Raw genomic sequence first — 15,526 nt, forward strand, 5'->3', positions numbered from 1 at the left:
AGGAACTATGGCACATATTCAGCTTATTTATGGTGATGAGCCACAATTAATTGAAGAAGAAAAACGCAAATTTTTAAGTGCCTATCCAGACCTTCCAGTGACCGTATTAGATGATGAAGCTGGCCCACAGAAGATTAGTGAAAAGCTATGTGAAGATTCACTATTTGGGGATCAAAAGGTATTCTGTTTAGTTAACTTGCCTATCATTCGTAAAAGCGGCAAAAATAGCGATTCTTGGATTCCATTGTATGATCTCATCATGGAATATAATGGGGATAATCCTATTCTTTTGATTTATCATGATATGATTGACAAACGGATTAAACAGAATAAAGAGATTCTAGATAAAATACCAAATCATCAATGCAAGCGCCTTGAAGGGGCAGACCTTGTGATGTGGATACGTCAGTACTGTACATCTAATGGGTTTAAAATGACACCGGATGCACAGGAATATGTAGCGCATCTCATCGATTTGTGGCAAGATGTACCAGTTTCTTTCATGAGAACTGAATTTGACCGTTATTTCTTGCAAATTACAGGGGAAAAAGTCATTACCAAAGAATTCCTAGAAGAAAATGGCAGTGACTATGGTGCTAAAAATATTTTCACCTTTAAAGAGGCTCTGTTAAAGCGAGATATTGATACATTGCTTGAACTATTTCCGTTTATGTTTGGCTATAAAGAATTAGACCGTGCTATGAGCTATATTGAGGGGCAATTACGTTTACAGCTACTGGTTAATGAATGTCGACAAGCGGGAATGTCTGTTCAAGCCATACAAAACTTATGTAAGGATCATGATTCGTCATTTAAACCGTATCCGATCAAACTTGCTTATGAAGCGAGCTCTCGGATTTCTACGAAAGCATTACGAGCTTTATTAAAAGGTTTGTATGAGATTATCCTAGATAGTCGTAGCAGTAAGGGCGATATTTGGAGATTTAGAGATTTATGTATTACCTATTGTGGGTATAAGGGATAAAAATGAAAGTACGTTATCGTGTTGTACCAAAACAGAATAAGAAATCATCCTTCTATGTGAACTGTCATAGCCAACATGTGACGATACAAGCTGCAGACTCTGCATTTTCTACTCTGCTGAGCCTACGTGACAGATTATCTGCATGGTATAAGGAGAAGAATATATCTTTTGATGATATTCCAACAAATACTGATACAGCATGCTGTTTTGCTTGGAAAGTAGATACTGAAACTGGGGAAGGGTTAGATACCTATTATTATGGTGGTGGCTGTGGTGCTGGAGAATGGATCGAGGCTGCAGAGGCGCAACGGGAGGCTGAAGAGGCTAAAAACCAAGCTCCTAGAGGTAAATCCTTTGCTGGCTATGATTATGAAGATGACTATGCCGAGTTTGATGATTTTGCACCGTTCGTAGAAGCTGTGGAACTTGGTTATTTCAATAATAGTCCAGTCGTCCTTTCTCGACCTCATCAAACAGCTGCAGCATCTAGTGGTAATGATACCGTAGCATCTGTTAGTAGCGCACCTAAAATAAGTAAAGGTTTTGCTCCTAAGAGCACTACCAAATCTACAGCTAAAGGCAGTGATGGAGATGGAAAATATCCTCGTCGTGCACCGAAGGATGCTCCTACAGATGAGGGTATGATTGTAGGCCCTAAAATTGAAGGGGTCACTTCTAAAATTATGGGGACCTTAGATACACCTAGTGTCATCTTTGAAGGCGTATTAGTAGGCTTAGATAAACGTGATACTAAGACTGGTAAAAGTATCGTTAACGGCAGCATTGTTGATGATACGAATAGTATTAAGTTCATCAAGTTTGCGAATAGTCCTGAAGAAGGAGATGCACTACTTAAACAGTTAAAAGGTTTGCAACGCGTTCGCGTACAAGGCAGCGTAAACTTTGATGATCGCTTTGATAAAGACTATATCCTATCTATTCGCAGTATTGAAGCTTTGGAAACGACTAGTGTAGAACGCACTGAAAACCGTCCAGATTCTCGTGTAGAGCTTCATTTACACACTAAGATGAGCGATAAGGATGCCCTTGTATCTGTTAAAGATTTATTCAAAACAATAAAAAAATGGGGTCATCCAGCAGTAGCTATTACTGACCATGGCGTTGTTCAAGCCTTTCCAGAGGCGCAAGCTCTTGGTAAGGAGTTGGGCGTTAAGGTTATTTATGGTGTAGAAGGTTATCTCATTGATGATGAAATTGTTGCTCGTGATGAAGAGCCTGTAGTAGATAAGAAGAAGAAAAAAGAAAAAGATAAACGTTACCATATTATCTTATTAGCTAAAAATATGGTAGGTTTGCGCAATCTGTACAAGATGATATCTATTTCTCACCTAGAACATTACAAGGTTCGCCCACGCTTACCACGTTCCGTTATTGAAGAACATCGTGAAGGCATTATTATCGGTTCTGCTTGTGAAGCTGGTGAACTTATGCAATCTATTGTTCGTGGCGCTACAAAGGAAGAACTATTAGAGGTTGCATCTTTCTATGATTATTTAGAAGTTCAGCCACATACGAATAATATGTTCTTGGTTCGTAAAGGCCTTATGCCAGATGAGCAAGCCCTTATCGATATGAACAAAACAGTAATCGAATTAGGTGAGGCCTTAAACAAACCTGTTTGTGCAACGTGTGACGTTCACTATTTAATGCCAGAAGAAAAGATTTATCGTGAAATCATGTTGACTGCCTGTGGCTATCCAGATGCAGATGAACAACCAGATTTACATTTACGTACCACCGATGAAATGTTGGCATCCTTCCCTTACTTAAGTGAAGAAAAAGCTTATGAAATAGTTGTTACAAATACTCGTGCAATTAATGATAGTATTGAAAATATTAAGCCAGTTCCTGATGGTACCTATTCCCCTAAGATTGAAGGGGCCGATGAAGCTTTCACAGAAATGTGTTATAGAAATGCAAAAGCCATTTATGGTGATCCATTACCTCGCGTAGTACAAGAGCGACTCGATTATGAACTAGATTGTATTATCTCCAATGGCTATGGTGTATTGTATTACATCGCTCATAAGTTGGTAAAAAAATCTCTTGATGATGGTTATCTCGTTGGTTCTCGTGGTTCTGTAGGTTCTTCCTTTGCAGCAACCATGTCTGAGATTACAGAGGTAAATCCATTACCGCCACATTATGTATGCCCTAATTGTAAGCATTCTGAATTCTTTGAAAAGGGCGAATACGCAGGTGGTTTTGACTTGCCACGTAAAGACTGTCCTGAGTGCGGTCATGCGCTACAAACAAATGGCCATGATATTCCGTTTGCCATCTTCCTTGGTTTTGAAGGTGATAAGGTTCCAGATATCGATCTAAACTTTTCTGGTGACTACCAAGCAAAGGCACACAAGTATACGGAAGAACTATTTGGACGTGACAATGTATTTAAAGCGGGTACAATCGGTACTATTGCTGATAAAACAGCATTTGGTTATGTTAAAAAATACGCCGAAGTTCGAGATATTCAAGCTCGCAGTGGTTTCTTTGAACATTTAGCAAAAGGCTTTACCAATGTTAAGAATACTACTGGCCAACACCCTGGCGGTATCATGGTATGTCCTCGCGATATGGATGTGCATCACTTTACACCTATACAACATCCAGCGAATAAGAAGGAAAGTGGTGTATTAACAACACACTTTGACTATCACTCCATCGAAGGCCGTATGACTAAGCTCGATATTTTGGGCCATGATGATCCGACTATCATTCGTATGTTAGAGGATTTGACAGGTATAGATGCTAAAACTATACCGTTCGATGACCCTCGTACTTTAAGTCTATTCTCTTCCACAGAGGGGATTGGCTTAACACCTGAGCAATTACAAGGTGACCAAGTAGCTAGCTTGGCTGTGCCAGAATGTGGTACGAAGTTCGTACGGGGCATGCTTGAAGACTCTCGTCCTCAAACATTCTCTGACTTAGTTCGTATCTCTGGTTTCTCTCATGGTACTAACGTATGGCTCGATAATGCGCAAGATCTCATTAAAAATGGTACTTGTAAATTGAACGAAGCCATCTCTACTCGTGACGACGTAATGAACTTCTTGATTCATCGCGGTATGGATCGAAAGCATAGCTTCTTCGTTATGGAGAATGTACGTAAAGGGAAGGGCATCGAAAAACGGAATAAACAAGGTCAAGCGACGACAGAGTTTGAAGCAGAAATGCGGGAAAACAATATTCCTGAATGGTTTATTGAATCTTGTAAGAAGATTTCCTATCTATTCCCACGGGCCCATGCGGTAGCCTATGTAATGATGGCCTTCCGTATAGCCTGGTTTAAGGTATACCACCCATTGGCTTTCTATGCAGCGTATTTCTCCATTCGGGCGAAGGCCTTTGACTTGCGCATTATGACGGGAGACCTTAAAACGCAAATGACTGAGTTCAATCGTATTAAGGCTCTTGATCGCGGTGCCAGTCCTAAAGATAAGGACCTTATGAGCGCCTTAGAAGTATCTATGGAAATGTACCAACGGGGCTATCGTTTTGTTAATGTAGATATTCAACACTCCGAAGCTAGACGCTTTAGTATTAAAGATGGTGCTTTATTACCGCCATTCCTAGCTATTGACTCCTTAGGTGAAACAGTAGCTGATGCTATCGTAGCTGAACGAGAAGAACGTCCGTTTACATCTCTAAAAGACTTGCAACGTCGTTGTAAGGTATCTAACACCATCATTGATCTAATGAAAGAACTCAAATGCTGTGGTGAACTACCTGAAGATGAACAAATGTCACTCTTTGGGGCATAATAAAATACAAGATAAGCATTAAATACAAAATAAGCACTATACCTAAAAGTGGATATAGTGCTTATTTTTCTATATTTTGTTACAATACAATTAATTTATATCATTGATATTAGGGAGTATTGGAATATGATAGAGCAACTTCAAAAACAAGCAAATGAAATAGAATTTTGGAATGTTGAGTCAGAGGATATGCCTGAACTAGAAGAATCAGATATTCCAGGTGTATACTTTAACGAATTCCGAGAATATGTTGATGAAGAGGGGAATGTGCTGTCACCATCAGATCTTGATACAATACGGTATAAAGACGATTACGAGGACGATTATTATAGATAAAAGAGGTGTCATCATTTGATGACACCTCTTTTTTTGAAAGTTTTGCAGTTTATTTATTTTGACAGGGTTTGAATATTTGGCAGATTTTAGAACAGAGATTTATATTTCATCCAATTTGTTTTGGCCATTTCTTTAAGTTCTGTACCGCGGCCATCAAGGATTGCATTAATCAAATATTTACTGAAGCCTTTCGCTTGTTGGTAAGCAATTTTTGGAGGCATAGCAAGTTCTTGTTTATCTACGCGAACATTGACGATAACAGGACCATTATGGTTAAGAGCCTCCATAATTTTTTCGTCTACTTCACTAGAATTTTGAATGCTCACACCTTTAATACCAGCAGCTTCTGCAAGTTTTCCGAAGTCTGGATTTACAAAGTCTGTAGCATAGTCTAAGTAACCAGAAGCTTTCATTTCCATTGCAATGAAGCTAAGTTCTTCATTATTAAATACGAAGATTTTAATTGGTAGATTTAATTGTTTTAACGTTAGCATTTCACCCATCATCATAGTGAAGCCACCATCACCGGAGAGGGAAATGACTTGACGGTTTGGGCATGCATTTTGAGCGCCGATGGCATGCATCATAGCATTGGCCATGGAACCATGGTTATAGGAACCTAAGATGCGGCGTTTACCATTTGTTTTCAAATGACGAGCAGTCCAAATAACTGGAGTACCTACGTCAAAGGTAAAGATGGCATCTTCGGCAGCTAATTTATTAAGACGATTTACAAAGTATTGAGGATGAATTGCTACACCATCTGATTCAGCCGCAGCATAGCTATCCAAATTCTCTCTGAATTTTGTATATTCCTTACGTATTGTATCAATAAATTCAGTATTTTCACGTTGACCTACGAGAGGTAACAACTCTTTTAATGTATCTTTTACTGTACCAATAATCCCTTGTGTAAGAGGTACACGGCGACCTAACGCACTAGGATCTCTATCCACTTGAATTACTTTTGCATTTTCTGGATAGAATGGACGGTAAGGGAAGTCTGTACCAAGCATAATGAGTGTATCGCAGTGCTCAATAGCACGATAACCAGATGTATAGCCTAATAGGCCTGTCATACCAACATCATATGGGTTATCCCATTCAACCCATTCTTTACCTCTGAAGGCATGTACTACAGGAGCTTGTAAGCGTTTTGCTAATTCTACGACCTCATCATGTGCACCTTCACAACCTGCACCACAGAAGAGGGTAATGCGTTCACCTTTTTCTAAATGAGCGGACATTTCTTCGATATCTTCCCGTTGTGGAACGATATGAGGTAAGCGAGGGTGATGCCATACTGGTAATTCATCTATTTCCGTTTCCATTACTGCTACATCGCCAGGAAGGACGATAACAGCAACATCTTGGTTGCCAACTGCTGCATTCATAGCACGGAAAAGAATTTCCGGCATTTGTTTTGGATTAGAAATAAGTTCACAGAAACAAGAACATTCTTTGAATAAGTTTTCTGGATGTGTTTCTTGGAAGTAATTTAAGCCTACTTCAGATTGCGGAATATGAGACGCAATAGCCAATACTGGAACACGATTGCGATGACAATCGAAGAGACCGTTGATCAAATGTAAATTACCAGGACCAGAACTACCTGCACAAACTGTAAGTTTTCCAGTTAAAGAAGCTTCTGCACCTGCAGCAAAGGCTGCTGTTTCTTCATGTCTAACATGTTCAAAAGCAATCTTACCATTGCGACGTAAACTATCGTTTACAGAATTTAAACTATCGCCAGTGATACCATAAATGCGTTCGATACCTGCATTGGCTAAGACTTCTATAAGTACATCAGAAATTCGTTTTTTTGCCATATTATCACCTATATTTAATAAATAATATCAATTAAGTATTGCTATGAAACCATATATTATAATATTAGACCTCTTCGCAGTGTAATTATGTGATAAATATTACTATTTTATGTATACATAATTTATATATGTTTATATATTTATGATTAATAAATTTTTAATTTATTATATATTGAACTATAATAATAGGTATTTTATTCCTTCTTTACTTTTTAATATTCTTTCTCAATACAAAACTCTTATTGTTGCATAACGTTAATAAAAGTGTTACTATTAATTCAGAAACAAAATAGATGAGTCTTTGGGGATAGGTGAAATTCCTTACCGGCGGTATAGTCCGCGAACCTTTTAGGTATGAATCGGTGTAATTCCGATACCGACAGTACAGTCTGGATGAGAAAAGACGAGGCACATTTGACGTGCGTATTTATGATTACCCAAGGACTATGTATATAGTCCTTTTTTTATTGAGGTGATATGGTGGATGACGTAGCATATATGAAACGCGCCATTGCACTGGCAAAATTAGCCACAGGTCACACCTCGCCAAATCCTTTGGTGGGTGCCGTAGTGGTTAAAGACAATACAATAATCGGTGAAGGTTATCATCACAAAGCTGGTACAGCTCATGCTGAGGTTCATGCCCTAAACCAAGCTGGTGATAATGCTAAGGGTGCTACTTTATATGTAACATTAGAGCCATGCTCTCATTATGGTAAAACTCCACCTTGTGCGCTGCGTATTATCGAGGCTGGCATAGCTAAAGTCGTAGTAGGTAGTACAGATCCTAATCCACTAGTAGCTGGAAAGGGCATGGATTTACTCCGTGAAGCAGGCATAGAGGTTGTTTGCCCTGTATGTAGTGAGGAATGTGCTGAACTAAATGAACATTTCTTTACATATATACAGACAGGTAAACCTTTTGTAACTATTAAAAGTGCCATGTCACTAGATGGTAAGATTGCCACTTTTACAGGTCAATCTCAATGGATTACGAATGAGTCCTCCCGCCGAGATGGACATGTACTGCGTGCCACACATGATGCTATGCTCATTGGCATTGGTACAATTTTGGCAGACAATCCTCAATTAAACTGTCGTTTAACTGATACTGAATTATCAGAGGCTTTATTAGATACAAGCATACTTGATGAACCGATTCATGTTCATCAGCCTGATGTAATTATCTTAGATAGTCTAGGTAGAACACCTACCACTAGTCGTGTGTTTGAAGTAGAAAATCGTAAGGTTCATATCTTTGTATCTACAGGTTGTCCAAAGGATCGAATTCAAGCTTTAGAAAACGCAGGTGCCATTGTTACGGTTGTCGAATCAGTTGCTACCCGCAAAAGTAAAAGTACAGATATTGTAATAGATATTAAAAAACTATCTATTGATGATATTCTTACGAATTTGGGTGATTTTGGTTATACTTCAGTGTTAGTTGAAGGTGGTTCTGCTATTATAAGTTCATTTGTAGAAACATCGAACTTTGATAAGGTGGTTACCTATATTGGTAATACAATAATCGGTGGAACAGAGGCTACACCTGCTGTAGGTGGTCGTGGCTTTGAAAGTTTAGAATCTTCTCCACAGTTAACTTTTACAAAAACTAACATATTAGATAATAACATTCGCATCGAAGCGTATCGTCAAGGAAGGAGGGGCACTTATGTTCACGGGAATCGTTGAAGAAATTGGCCGTGTAGAGAGCATTAAAAAGGGCCCTAAATCCTTAGCCATAACAATTCGAGGGAATAAAATATTTAGCGATTTAAAAATAGGTGACTCCGTAGCTGTTAATGGTGTATGTTTGACGGCTACAACGATTGGTAATGGCGTATTTACAGCTGATGTTATGCCTGAGTCAATCAATATGACTACTTTTACAAATTTGAAAGTTCATCAACCAGTCAACTTAGAGCGTGCTATGCTCGCCAACGGTAGATTTGGTGGTCACATTGTGGCAGGTCACGTAGATGGGACGGGCCGCATCATTAATCGCGAACAAACGGATAATGCTATTATCTTTACCGTAGAGGCCCCGAAATCCGTAATGGATTACGTTATTTATAAGGGTTCCATTACAATCGATGGTATTAGCCTCACAATTATGCGACGAACAGACAGCAGTTTTTCCGTTTCTATCATTCCTCATACCTTGGGTGAAACAATTTTAGGCTTTGCCCATATTGGTACGGAAGTTAATTTAGAAACGGATATAGCTGGTCGATACATTCGTCATTTTATGAATCTCGGCAGTGAACCTACCGAAGATAAACCTAAGAAATCTATGCAATCCCTCTTAGTAGAGAATGGATTTATATAAAAGTAAGGAGCGTTCCTATGAGCGAACAATTACATTCTATTGAAGAGGTCTTAGAAGACCTTAAAGCTGGCAAACCTGTTATTATTGTTGATGATGAAAGCCGTGAAAACGAAGGCGATCTTATTATTGCTGCAGAGTTTGCTACACAAGAAAATATTAACTTTATGGTTAAATACGCGCGAGGTATTGTATGTACACCAATGCGTCGCGAAGCATTGGAAAAGCTTGGCATTCCAGCAATGGTTGCTAAAAATACAGACAATCATGAAACTGCTTTTACCGTTACTGTTGACCATGTAGATACTACAACAGGCGTATCTCCAGCAGAACGTGCGTATACAATTCAAAAATTATTAGATCCAAATGCTAAACCTGAAGACTTCCGTCGCCCAGGCCACGTATTCCCTCTTGTTTATAAAGAGGGTGGCGTATTAGTTCGCCAAGGTCATACAGAAGCATCTATCGACCTTTGTCGCTTAGCGGGCTTACAAGAGGCAGCTGTTATTTGTGAGATTACAAAAGACGATGGCGATATGGCACGTCTACCAGATCTCATGGAGTTTGCGAAAGAGCATGATTTGAAAATTGCTTCCGTAGCAGAGCTTATTGAATACCGTAAACAGCATGAAGACATGGTTGATCTTGGTGCTTGTTCTAAATTACCTACTAAATTTGGTGATTTCAGTATTTTTGTATTCAAAAATGAATTAGATAAAAAAGAGCATTTAGCTATCGTCAAAGGTAATGTGCAAAACTGTAGCGATGTTCTTGTACGTATTCACTCTGAATGTTTAACTGGCGATGTGTTCGGCTCTAAACGTTGTGACTGCGGTGAACAATTAGATAATGCGTTACGTGCTATCGAAAAAGAAGGTCAAGGCGTTGTAGTATACATGCGTCAAGAAGGTCGTGGCATTGGTTTAACAAATAAAATTAAAGCCTATGCATTACAAGAGCAAGGCCTTGATACTGTAGAAGCTAACGAACAATTGGGCTTCCCTGCAGATATGCGTGAATACTCCTTAGCAGCGCAAATCATTCGTTTCTTAGGGATTAAGAGCATTCGCTTGTTAACGAATAATCCTGAAAAACGCCATGGCTTAGAACATTGGGGGATCAATGTAACTAGTCGTGTACCGCTCATCATTGCGGCAAACAAATTTAATGCAGGTTACTTGAAAACAAAAGAAGAAAAAATGGGTCATATGTTAGATGACTAATAGTCATCTGTTAGCATATTACTCAATCGTTACATATACATTTCCTAAATGGAATATAGGAGGGCATTATCATGATGGTTCAAGAAGGTAACTTATTAGGTACTGGTAAAAAATTTGCTATTATTGGTTCTCGTTTTAACGAGTTCATTACATCTAAATTAATCGGTGGCGCTGAAGACTGCTTACTTCGTCACGATGTTAAACAAGAAGATATCACTGTAATCTGGGTTCCTGGTGCTTATGAAATTCCTTTGATTGCCAAAAAAGCTGCTTTATCTGGTAAATACGATGCAGTTATTTGTGTTGGTGCCGTAATTCGTGGTGCTACCACTCATTATGACTATGTATGTAATGAAGTAGCTAAAGGTATTGCTCATGTTTCTTTAGAAACAGGTGTTCCTGTTATGTTCGGTGTAGTAACTACAGAAAACATTGAACAAGCTATCGAACGTGCAGGTACTAAAGCGGGTAACAAAGGTTATGATTGTGCTATGGGCGCTATTGAAATGGTTAACCTTATCGATCAAATCTAAGAATTATATACAAAACACCCAGTGTCTTATGATACTGGGTGTTTTTATAATATCGAAAATATGTTCTTTTACATTAAAAACAGTCTAGACGAACATATATTCTCTATAATTTGAATGTACATATTTGACGTGATATACTATATAAGCAACATAAAAATATATCTAAATAGATTAAGTAAACATAAGGATTGATAGAATGGATTATATTAAACGTTTTACTACCCGAGAAGGGGTTCGTATGTCTTTAGCTGTAACAACAGATACAGTTGAAACTGCTCGTGTACGTCACGATTTATGGCCTGTAGCAACTGCGGCTCTTGGTCGAGCTATGACAGGTGCTATTTTATTAGCAGGTGATTTTAAAAACCATGAAAATGTAAGCCTACGCATCAAAGGTGATGGTCCACTAGGTGTAGTTCACGTAGATGCTTTTTCTGATAATACGGTTCGAGGCTACGTAGATGAACCTCATGTTGACGTACCTTTGAAGCATGCTGGTAAGCTTGATGTAGGCGCTGCAGTAGGTCATAATGGGGAAGTACAGGTTACGAGATTTACACAATTGGCCCAAGACTATACCTCTACAAGCCCAATTCAAAGTGGTGAAGTAGCAGAGGACTTAGCTTACTATTTATATGCTTCTGAGCAAGTACCGTCTACCATCAGCCTTGGCGTATTGGTAGATCCAGATTACCATACCGTTGTAGCCGGTGGTTTTATCGTACAAGCTTTGCCTGATGCTACTGATGAAGCATTGGCACAAGTAGAGAAAAATATTAATGAACTAGGTCCTGTTACAGAATATTTGAAAGTACATCCAGATGGTAAAGGTCTGATGGAACGTGTATTAGATGGTCTAACTGTTAATGAGGTATATAATAAGCCTGTTAACTTCCAATGTCGCTGCGGTCGCGACCGCTTTGCCGGTGTTCTTATGACATTGCGTGAAGACGATAAAAAGGCTATTCTAGAAGACGAAACTACAGAGCTTGTATGTCATTACTGTAATGAAAAATATCATTTCAGTCGTGAAGAATTACAAGATATGTTCGAACCAAAAGGTCCCGTACAATAATTACTATTAAGAATAAAATAACCTTTATAAAAATTACAGGCTATATGGTTTTTCCTATAGCCTGTTTTTGTATTCTATGAGAAAATAAAAGATAAGAGTTATTAATATTAGGAGGTCACAATGAGTGCAATTGGCATAATTGGTGGTACTGGCGTTTATGATCCATCCATCTTTGAAAATATTCATGAAGAATCCTTAATGACACCATATGGTGAAATAGATTATGTACAAGGTACATACCACGGAAAAACAGTCATCTTTGTTGCTCGTCACGGTAAAGATCACACAATTCCTCCACACAAAATCAATTATCGTGCTAATATTTGGGGGCTCAAAAAATTAGGCGTAACATTTATTATCTCTACGACTGCGGTAGGTTCCTTGAATGAAAACTTTAAGCCTGGTCATTTTGTTTTAACTGACCAATTCTTAGATTTCACTAAGAACCGCATCACTACATTCTATGAAGGTGGTGACCGTCCAGTAGCACATCTTGATGTAACAAATCCTTACTGCCCTGAATTGCGTAATATTCTTCAAAAGGTTGGCACAGAACAAGGTCTTACAATTCATAACGGTGGTACTTATGTATGTACAGAAGGTCCTCGTTTTGAAACACCAGCGGAAATTAAAATGTTCCATATGCTTGGTGGGGATACAGTAGGCATGACAAATGTACCTGAAGTAAACTTAGCTAATGAAGCTGAAATGGCTTATTCCACAATTTCTATGATTACAAACTATGCAGCAGGTATTTCCGATGCTGCCTTGACTCATAGTGAAGTAGTAGAAATGATGGGGGATATGGCGGCTCAACTTAAATCTCTTATCTTAGGTGCTATTGATGCAATCGATGTAGATGCTCGCTATGATGCTCATAATCGCATGCACGAATATGGTGGTTTTAAATTATAATCCATTCATACTAAAAAACAATAGTTCATCGAAGGAGACGCTATGATTAATATTGAATGGCGTAAAGATACGCTAGTATTATTAGATCAAACTAAATTACCAACAGAGATTTCTTATGTGCACTGTACTGATTGGCGTCAAGTAGCTGAGGCTATTAAGATGCTTCGCGTTCGTGGGGCTCCAGCTATCGGTGTAGCAGCTAGTTATGGTTTAATCTTAGCGGCTATGGAAGCAGGTCGCCAAGAGATTCCATTTAGTGAGCAATTAACGAGTTTATATGACTTTAGTGAAACATTAAAGGAAACACGTCCTACAGCAATCAATTTGGCATGGGCTGTAGATCGTGTTATGTCTCTTGTAAAAGCAAATGTGGCAAGTATGTCTTCTATGAGTGAAGTAGTAGACCTTATTACTAAAGAAGCTATTATCATTCACGAAGAAGACGTATCTTTGAACCGTCGTATGGCCGAAGCAGGGGCTACATTATTTGAAGGTAAGAAAAATATTCGCATCTTAACCCATTGTAATGCTGGTGCACTAGCTACTGGTGGTTTAGGTACTGCCCTTGGTGTTGTCCGTAAGCTCCATGAGAATGGTCAACTAGAACGGGTGTATGCCGATGAAACACGTCCATTATTACAAGGTGCTCGTCTAACTGCTTTTGAGCTTCATGAGGATGGTATCCCTGTAACATTAGAAACAGATAATATGGCTGCTTATGCTATGCAGCAAGGCCTTATTGATGCTGTAATCGTCGGTGCGGACCGCATCACTACAAAAGGTGATGTAGCTAATAAAATTGGTACTTATGGTGTAGCAGTTCTCGCTAAATTTCATAATATTCCGTTTTATGTGGCGGCACCATATAGCACATTTGACTTTACTTTGGAAAATGGTAGCGACATTCCTATCGAGATGCGTGACGATTATGAAGTAACGTCTCTACATGGTGTTCAAACAGCGCCTAATGGCATTGGCATACTCAATCCTGCATTTGATGTAACACCTCATGATCTTGTGACTGCTATCATCACCGAAGAAGGTGTATTGACTCCAAATTATGAAGAGTCAATCGGTAAGCTACGCCAAATTGTAGAATCTAAATAACAAACAAATCCAATTGGGTTTACTATCAAATCTTTATTTTAATTATATCAACTCATATTAGTAAAAGGAGTTATTATGGAATCCTTAATTCGAGATATTAACTTAGCAGCAGAAGGGCGTAAAAAAATTGATTGGGTTTCTAACTTTATGCCTACCTTAAATACATTAGGCGATCGTTTTGAAGCGGAAGAAACTTTCAAAGGCCAAACTATTGTTGTTAGCGTTCACTTGGAAGCAAAAACAGCTTACCTCGCAACTGTTTTAAAACGCGGTGGTGCTGATGTTATCGTAACTGGTTCTAATCCATTGTCTACGCAAGACGATGTTGCCGCTGGCCTTGTAGATATGGGTATCACTGTATATGCTTGGTATGATTGCACAGATGAAGAATATTTTGATTTCCTTCACAAAGCATTAGATCATAAACCTCATATCATCATCGATGACGGTGGTGATCTAGTAAACTTGTTACATACTACACGCCAAGACGCTAAAGAACGTCTTATCGGTGGTAGCGAAGAAACTACGACAGGCGTACATCGTTTATACGCATTAGAGAATGCTAAACAATTAACATTCCCTATGATTGCTGTAAATGACTCTTACTGTAAATATCTTTTCGATAATCGTTATGGTACTGGTCAATCCGTTTGGGATGGCATCATGCGTACTACTAACTTAACGGTAACAGGTAAAAATGTTGTCGTTGCTGGTTACGGCTGGTGCGGTAAAGGCGTTGCTATGCGCGCAAAAGGCCTAGGTGCACACGTATATGTAACAGAAGTGGATCCAATTAAAGCAGTTGAGGCTGTATTTGATGGCTTTAAAGTATTACCTATGATTGAAGCTGCCAAAGTGGGCGATATCTTCTGTACTGTAACAGGCTGTAAAGATGTTATTGTAAAAGAACATTACGAAGTGATGAAAGATAAAGCGATCATGTGTAATGCAGGTCACTTCGACTGCGAAGTAAATATAGCTGAATTAGCTGATCTTGCTGTAAGCCATGAGCGTGTTCGTCAAAATATCGAAGGCTATACGATGGCTGATGGCCGTAAACTATATGTATTGGCTGAGGGTCGCTTAGTTAACCTTGCAGCTGGTGATGGTCATCCAGCAGAAATCATGGACTTATCCTTTGCTATGCAAGCCCTTGCTGCAGAGCATATCTTGAAAAATGGCAAAGAAATGGAGCCAAAAGTATATGTATTACCTCATGAATTAGATGTGGAAATTGCTAAACTTAAATTGAACTCCATGGGCTATGATTTAGACTCTTTAACACAAGAACAAATCGACTACTTAACAAAAGTAAACTAAAATTGAATGGAAATATAATAGTAAATGATAGGCTTAGGTATATCATTACTACTATAAACTTTCAGAATTAATAACTATAACCGAGCTAT

Annotated in this window: 12 protein-coding genes and 1 riboswitch; of the genes, 11 read left to right on the top strand and 1 reads right to left on the bottom strand. The window is 38.7% G+C overall.

The genetic code is table 11. The features are described from left to right. The first annotated feature begins 7 nt into the window (after nucleotides 1–7). The 3 genes from KH364_RS03185 to KH364_RS03195 all read left to right on the top strand — a co-directional run bounded on the left by KH364_RS03185 (nucleotide 8) and on the right by KH364_RS03195 (nucleotide 5,109). The gene (locus tag KH364_RS03185) at nucleotides 8–985 is read left to right on the top strand and encodes a DNA polymerase III subunit delta (RefSeq protein ID WP_273298574.1); all 978 of its coding nucleotides are present in this window, start codon (nucleotides 8–10) and stop codon (nucleotides 983–985) included. A gap of 2 nt (nucleotides 986–987) precedes the next feature. Then, the gene (locus KH364_RS03190; RefSeq protein WP_273298575.1) at nucleotides 988–4,773 is read left to right on the top strand and encodes a PolC-type DNA polymerase III; all 3,786 of its coding nucleotides are present in this window, start codon (nucleotides 988–990) and stop codon (nucleotides 4,771–4,773) included. A gap of 126 nt (nucleotides 4,774–4,899) precedes the next feature. Next, the gene (locus KH364_RS03195) at nucleotides 4,900–5,109 is read left to right on the top strand and encodes a hypothetical protein (RefSeq protein WP_273298576.1); all 210 of its coding nucleotides are present in this window, start codon (nucleotides 4,900–4,902) and stop codon (nucleotides 5,107–5,109) included. An 86-nt stretch (nucleotides 5,110–5,195) separates the two neighbouring features. On the opposite strand, the gene poxB is transcribed toward KH364_RS03195, so the two are convergent. Continuing rightward, nucleotides 5,196–6,938, bottom strand: coding sequence for a ubiquinone-dependent pyruvate dehydrogenase (gene poxB / locus KH364_RS03200; RefSeq protein WP_273298577.1), 1,743 nt, complete (start codon nucleotides 6,936–6,938; stop codon nucleotides 5,196–5,198). 293 nt (nucleotides 6,939–7,231) lie between these two features. Beyond that, nucleotides 7,232–7,347, top strand: a riboswitch (FMN riboswitch). Nucleotides 7,348–7,415: 68 nt separating this feature from the next. On the opposite strand from poxB, the gene ribD reads away from it, so the two are divergent. The 8 genes from ribD to KH364_RS03240 all read left to right on the top strand — a co-directional run bounded on the left by ribD (nucleotide 7,416) and on the right by KH364_RS03240 (nucleotide 15,437). Then, a complete protein-coding gene (gene ribD / locus KH364_RS03205; protein ID WP_273298578.1) occupies nucleotides 7,416–8,630 on the top strand; it encodes a bifunctional diaminohydroxyphosphoribosylaminopyrimidine deaminase/5-amino-6-(5-phosphoribosylamino)uracil reductase RibD in 1,215 nt (404 codons plus the stop codon). Beyond that, nucleotides 8,611–9,267: a riboflavin synthase gene (locus tag KH364_RS03210; RefSeq protein WP_009352570.1), complete on the top strand. Its 657-nt coding sequence runs from the start codon at nucleotides 8,611–8,613 to the stop codon at nucleotides 9,265–9,267. Before ribD ends, KH364_RS03210 begins: the two co-directional genes overlap by 20 nt. 17 nt (nucleotides 9,268–9,284) lie before the next feature. Further along, a complete protein-coding gene (locus KH364_RS03215) occupies nucleotides 9,285–10,487 on the top strand; it encodes a bifunctional 3,4-dihydroxy-2-butanone-4-phosphate synthase/GTP cyclohydrolase II (protein WP_009352549.1) in 1,203 nt (400 codons plus the stop codon). 71 nt (nucleotides 10,488–10,558) lie between these two features. After that, nucleotides 10,559–11,020, top strand: coding sequence for a 6,7-dimethyl-8-ribityllumazine synthase (ribE, locus tag KH364_RS03220; protein ID WP_009352542.1), 462 nt, complete (start codon nucleotides 10,559–10,561; stop codon nucleotides 11,018–11,020). A 196-nt stretch (nucleotides 11,021–11,216) separates the two neighbouring features. After that, a complete protein-coding gene (gene hslO / locus KH364_RS03225; protein WP_273298579.1) occupies nucleotides 11,217–12,095 on the top strand; it encodes an Hsp33 family molecular chaperone HslO in 879 nt (292 codons plus the stop codon). 120 nt (nucleotides 12,096–12,215) lie between these two features. After that, the gene (mtnP, locus tag KH364_RS03230; RefSeq protein WP_273298580.1) at nucleotides 12,216–13,010 is read left to right on the top strand and encodes an S-methyl-5'-thioadenosine phosphorylase; all 795 of its coding nucleotides are present in this window, start codon (nucleotides 12,216–12,218) and stop codon (nucleotides 13,008–13,010) included. A gap of 42 nt (nucleotides 13,011–13,052) precedes the next feature. Beyond that, complete coding sequence (gene mtnA / locus KH364_RS03235) at nucleotides 13,053–14,117, top strand: S-methyl-5-thioribose-1-phosphate isomerase (RefSeq protein ID WP_273298581.1); 1,065 nt, start codon at nucleotides 13,053–13,055, stop codon at nucleotides 14,115–14,117. Between the two features lie 75 nt (nucleotides 14,118–14,192). Then, nucleotides 14,193–15,437, top strand: a complete 1,245-nt coding sequence (locus tag KH364_RS03240) for an adenosylhomocysteinase (protein WP_273298582.1) — start codon at nucleotides 14,193–14,195, stop codon at nucleotides 15,435–15,437. Nucleotides 15,438–15,526: the final 89 nt, after the last annotated feature.

The sequence above is a fragment of the Veillonella sp. oral taxon 158 genome (assembly GCF_018376515.1).
GTDB lineage: Bacteria > Bacillota > Negativicutes > Veillonellales > Veillonellaceae > Veillonella > Veillonella rogosae.

Bases quoted from the DNA above. Each gene is read 5' to 3' on its own strand.
- KH364_RS03185 (WP_273298574.1), top strand. From the start codon at position 8: ATGGCACATATTCAGCTTATTTATGGTGATGAGCCACAATTAATTGAA.
- KH364_RS03190 (WP_273298575.1), top strand. From the start codon at position 988: ATGAAAGTACGTTATCGTGTTGTACCAAAACAGAATAAGAAATCATCC.
- KH364_RS03195 (WP_273298576.1), top strand. From the start codon at position 4,900: ATGATAGAGCAACTTCAAAAACAAGCAAATGAAATAGAATTTTGGAAT.
- poxB (WP_273298577.1), bottom strand. From the start codon at position 6,938: ATGGCAAAAAAACGAATTTCTGATGTACTTATAGAAGTCTTAGCCAAT.
- ribD (WP_273298578.1), top strand. From the start codon at position 7,416: ATGGTGGATGACGTAGCATATATGAAACGCGCCATTGCACTGGCAAAA.
- KH364_RS03210 (WP_009352570.1), top strand. From the start codon at position 8,611: ATGTTCACGGGAATCGTTGAAGAAATTGGCCGTGTAGAGAGCATTAAA.
- KH364_RS03215 (WP_009352549.1), top strand. From the start codon at position 9,285: ATGAGCGAACAATTACATTCTATTGAAGAGGTCTTAGAAGACCTTAAA.
- ribE (WP_009352542.1), top strand. From the start codon at position 10,559: ATGATGGTTCAAGAAGGTAACTTATTAGGTACTGGTAAAAAATTTGCT.
- hslO (WP_273298579.1), top strand. From the start codon at position 11,217: ATGGATTATATTAAACGTTTTACTACCCGAGAAGGGGTTCGTATGTCT.
- mtnP (WP_273298580.1), top strand. From the start codon at position 12,216: ATGAGTGCAATTGGCATAATTGGTGGTACTGGCGTTTATGATCCATCC.
- mtnA (WP_273298581.1), top strand. From the start codon at position 13,053: ATGATTAATATTGAATGGCGTAAAGATACGCTAGTATTATTAGATCAA.
- KH364_RS03240 (WP_273298582.1), top strand. From the start codon at position 14,193: ATGGAATCCTTAATTCGAGATATTAACTTAGCAGCAGAAGGGCGTAAA.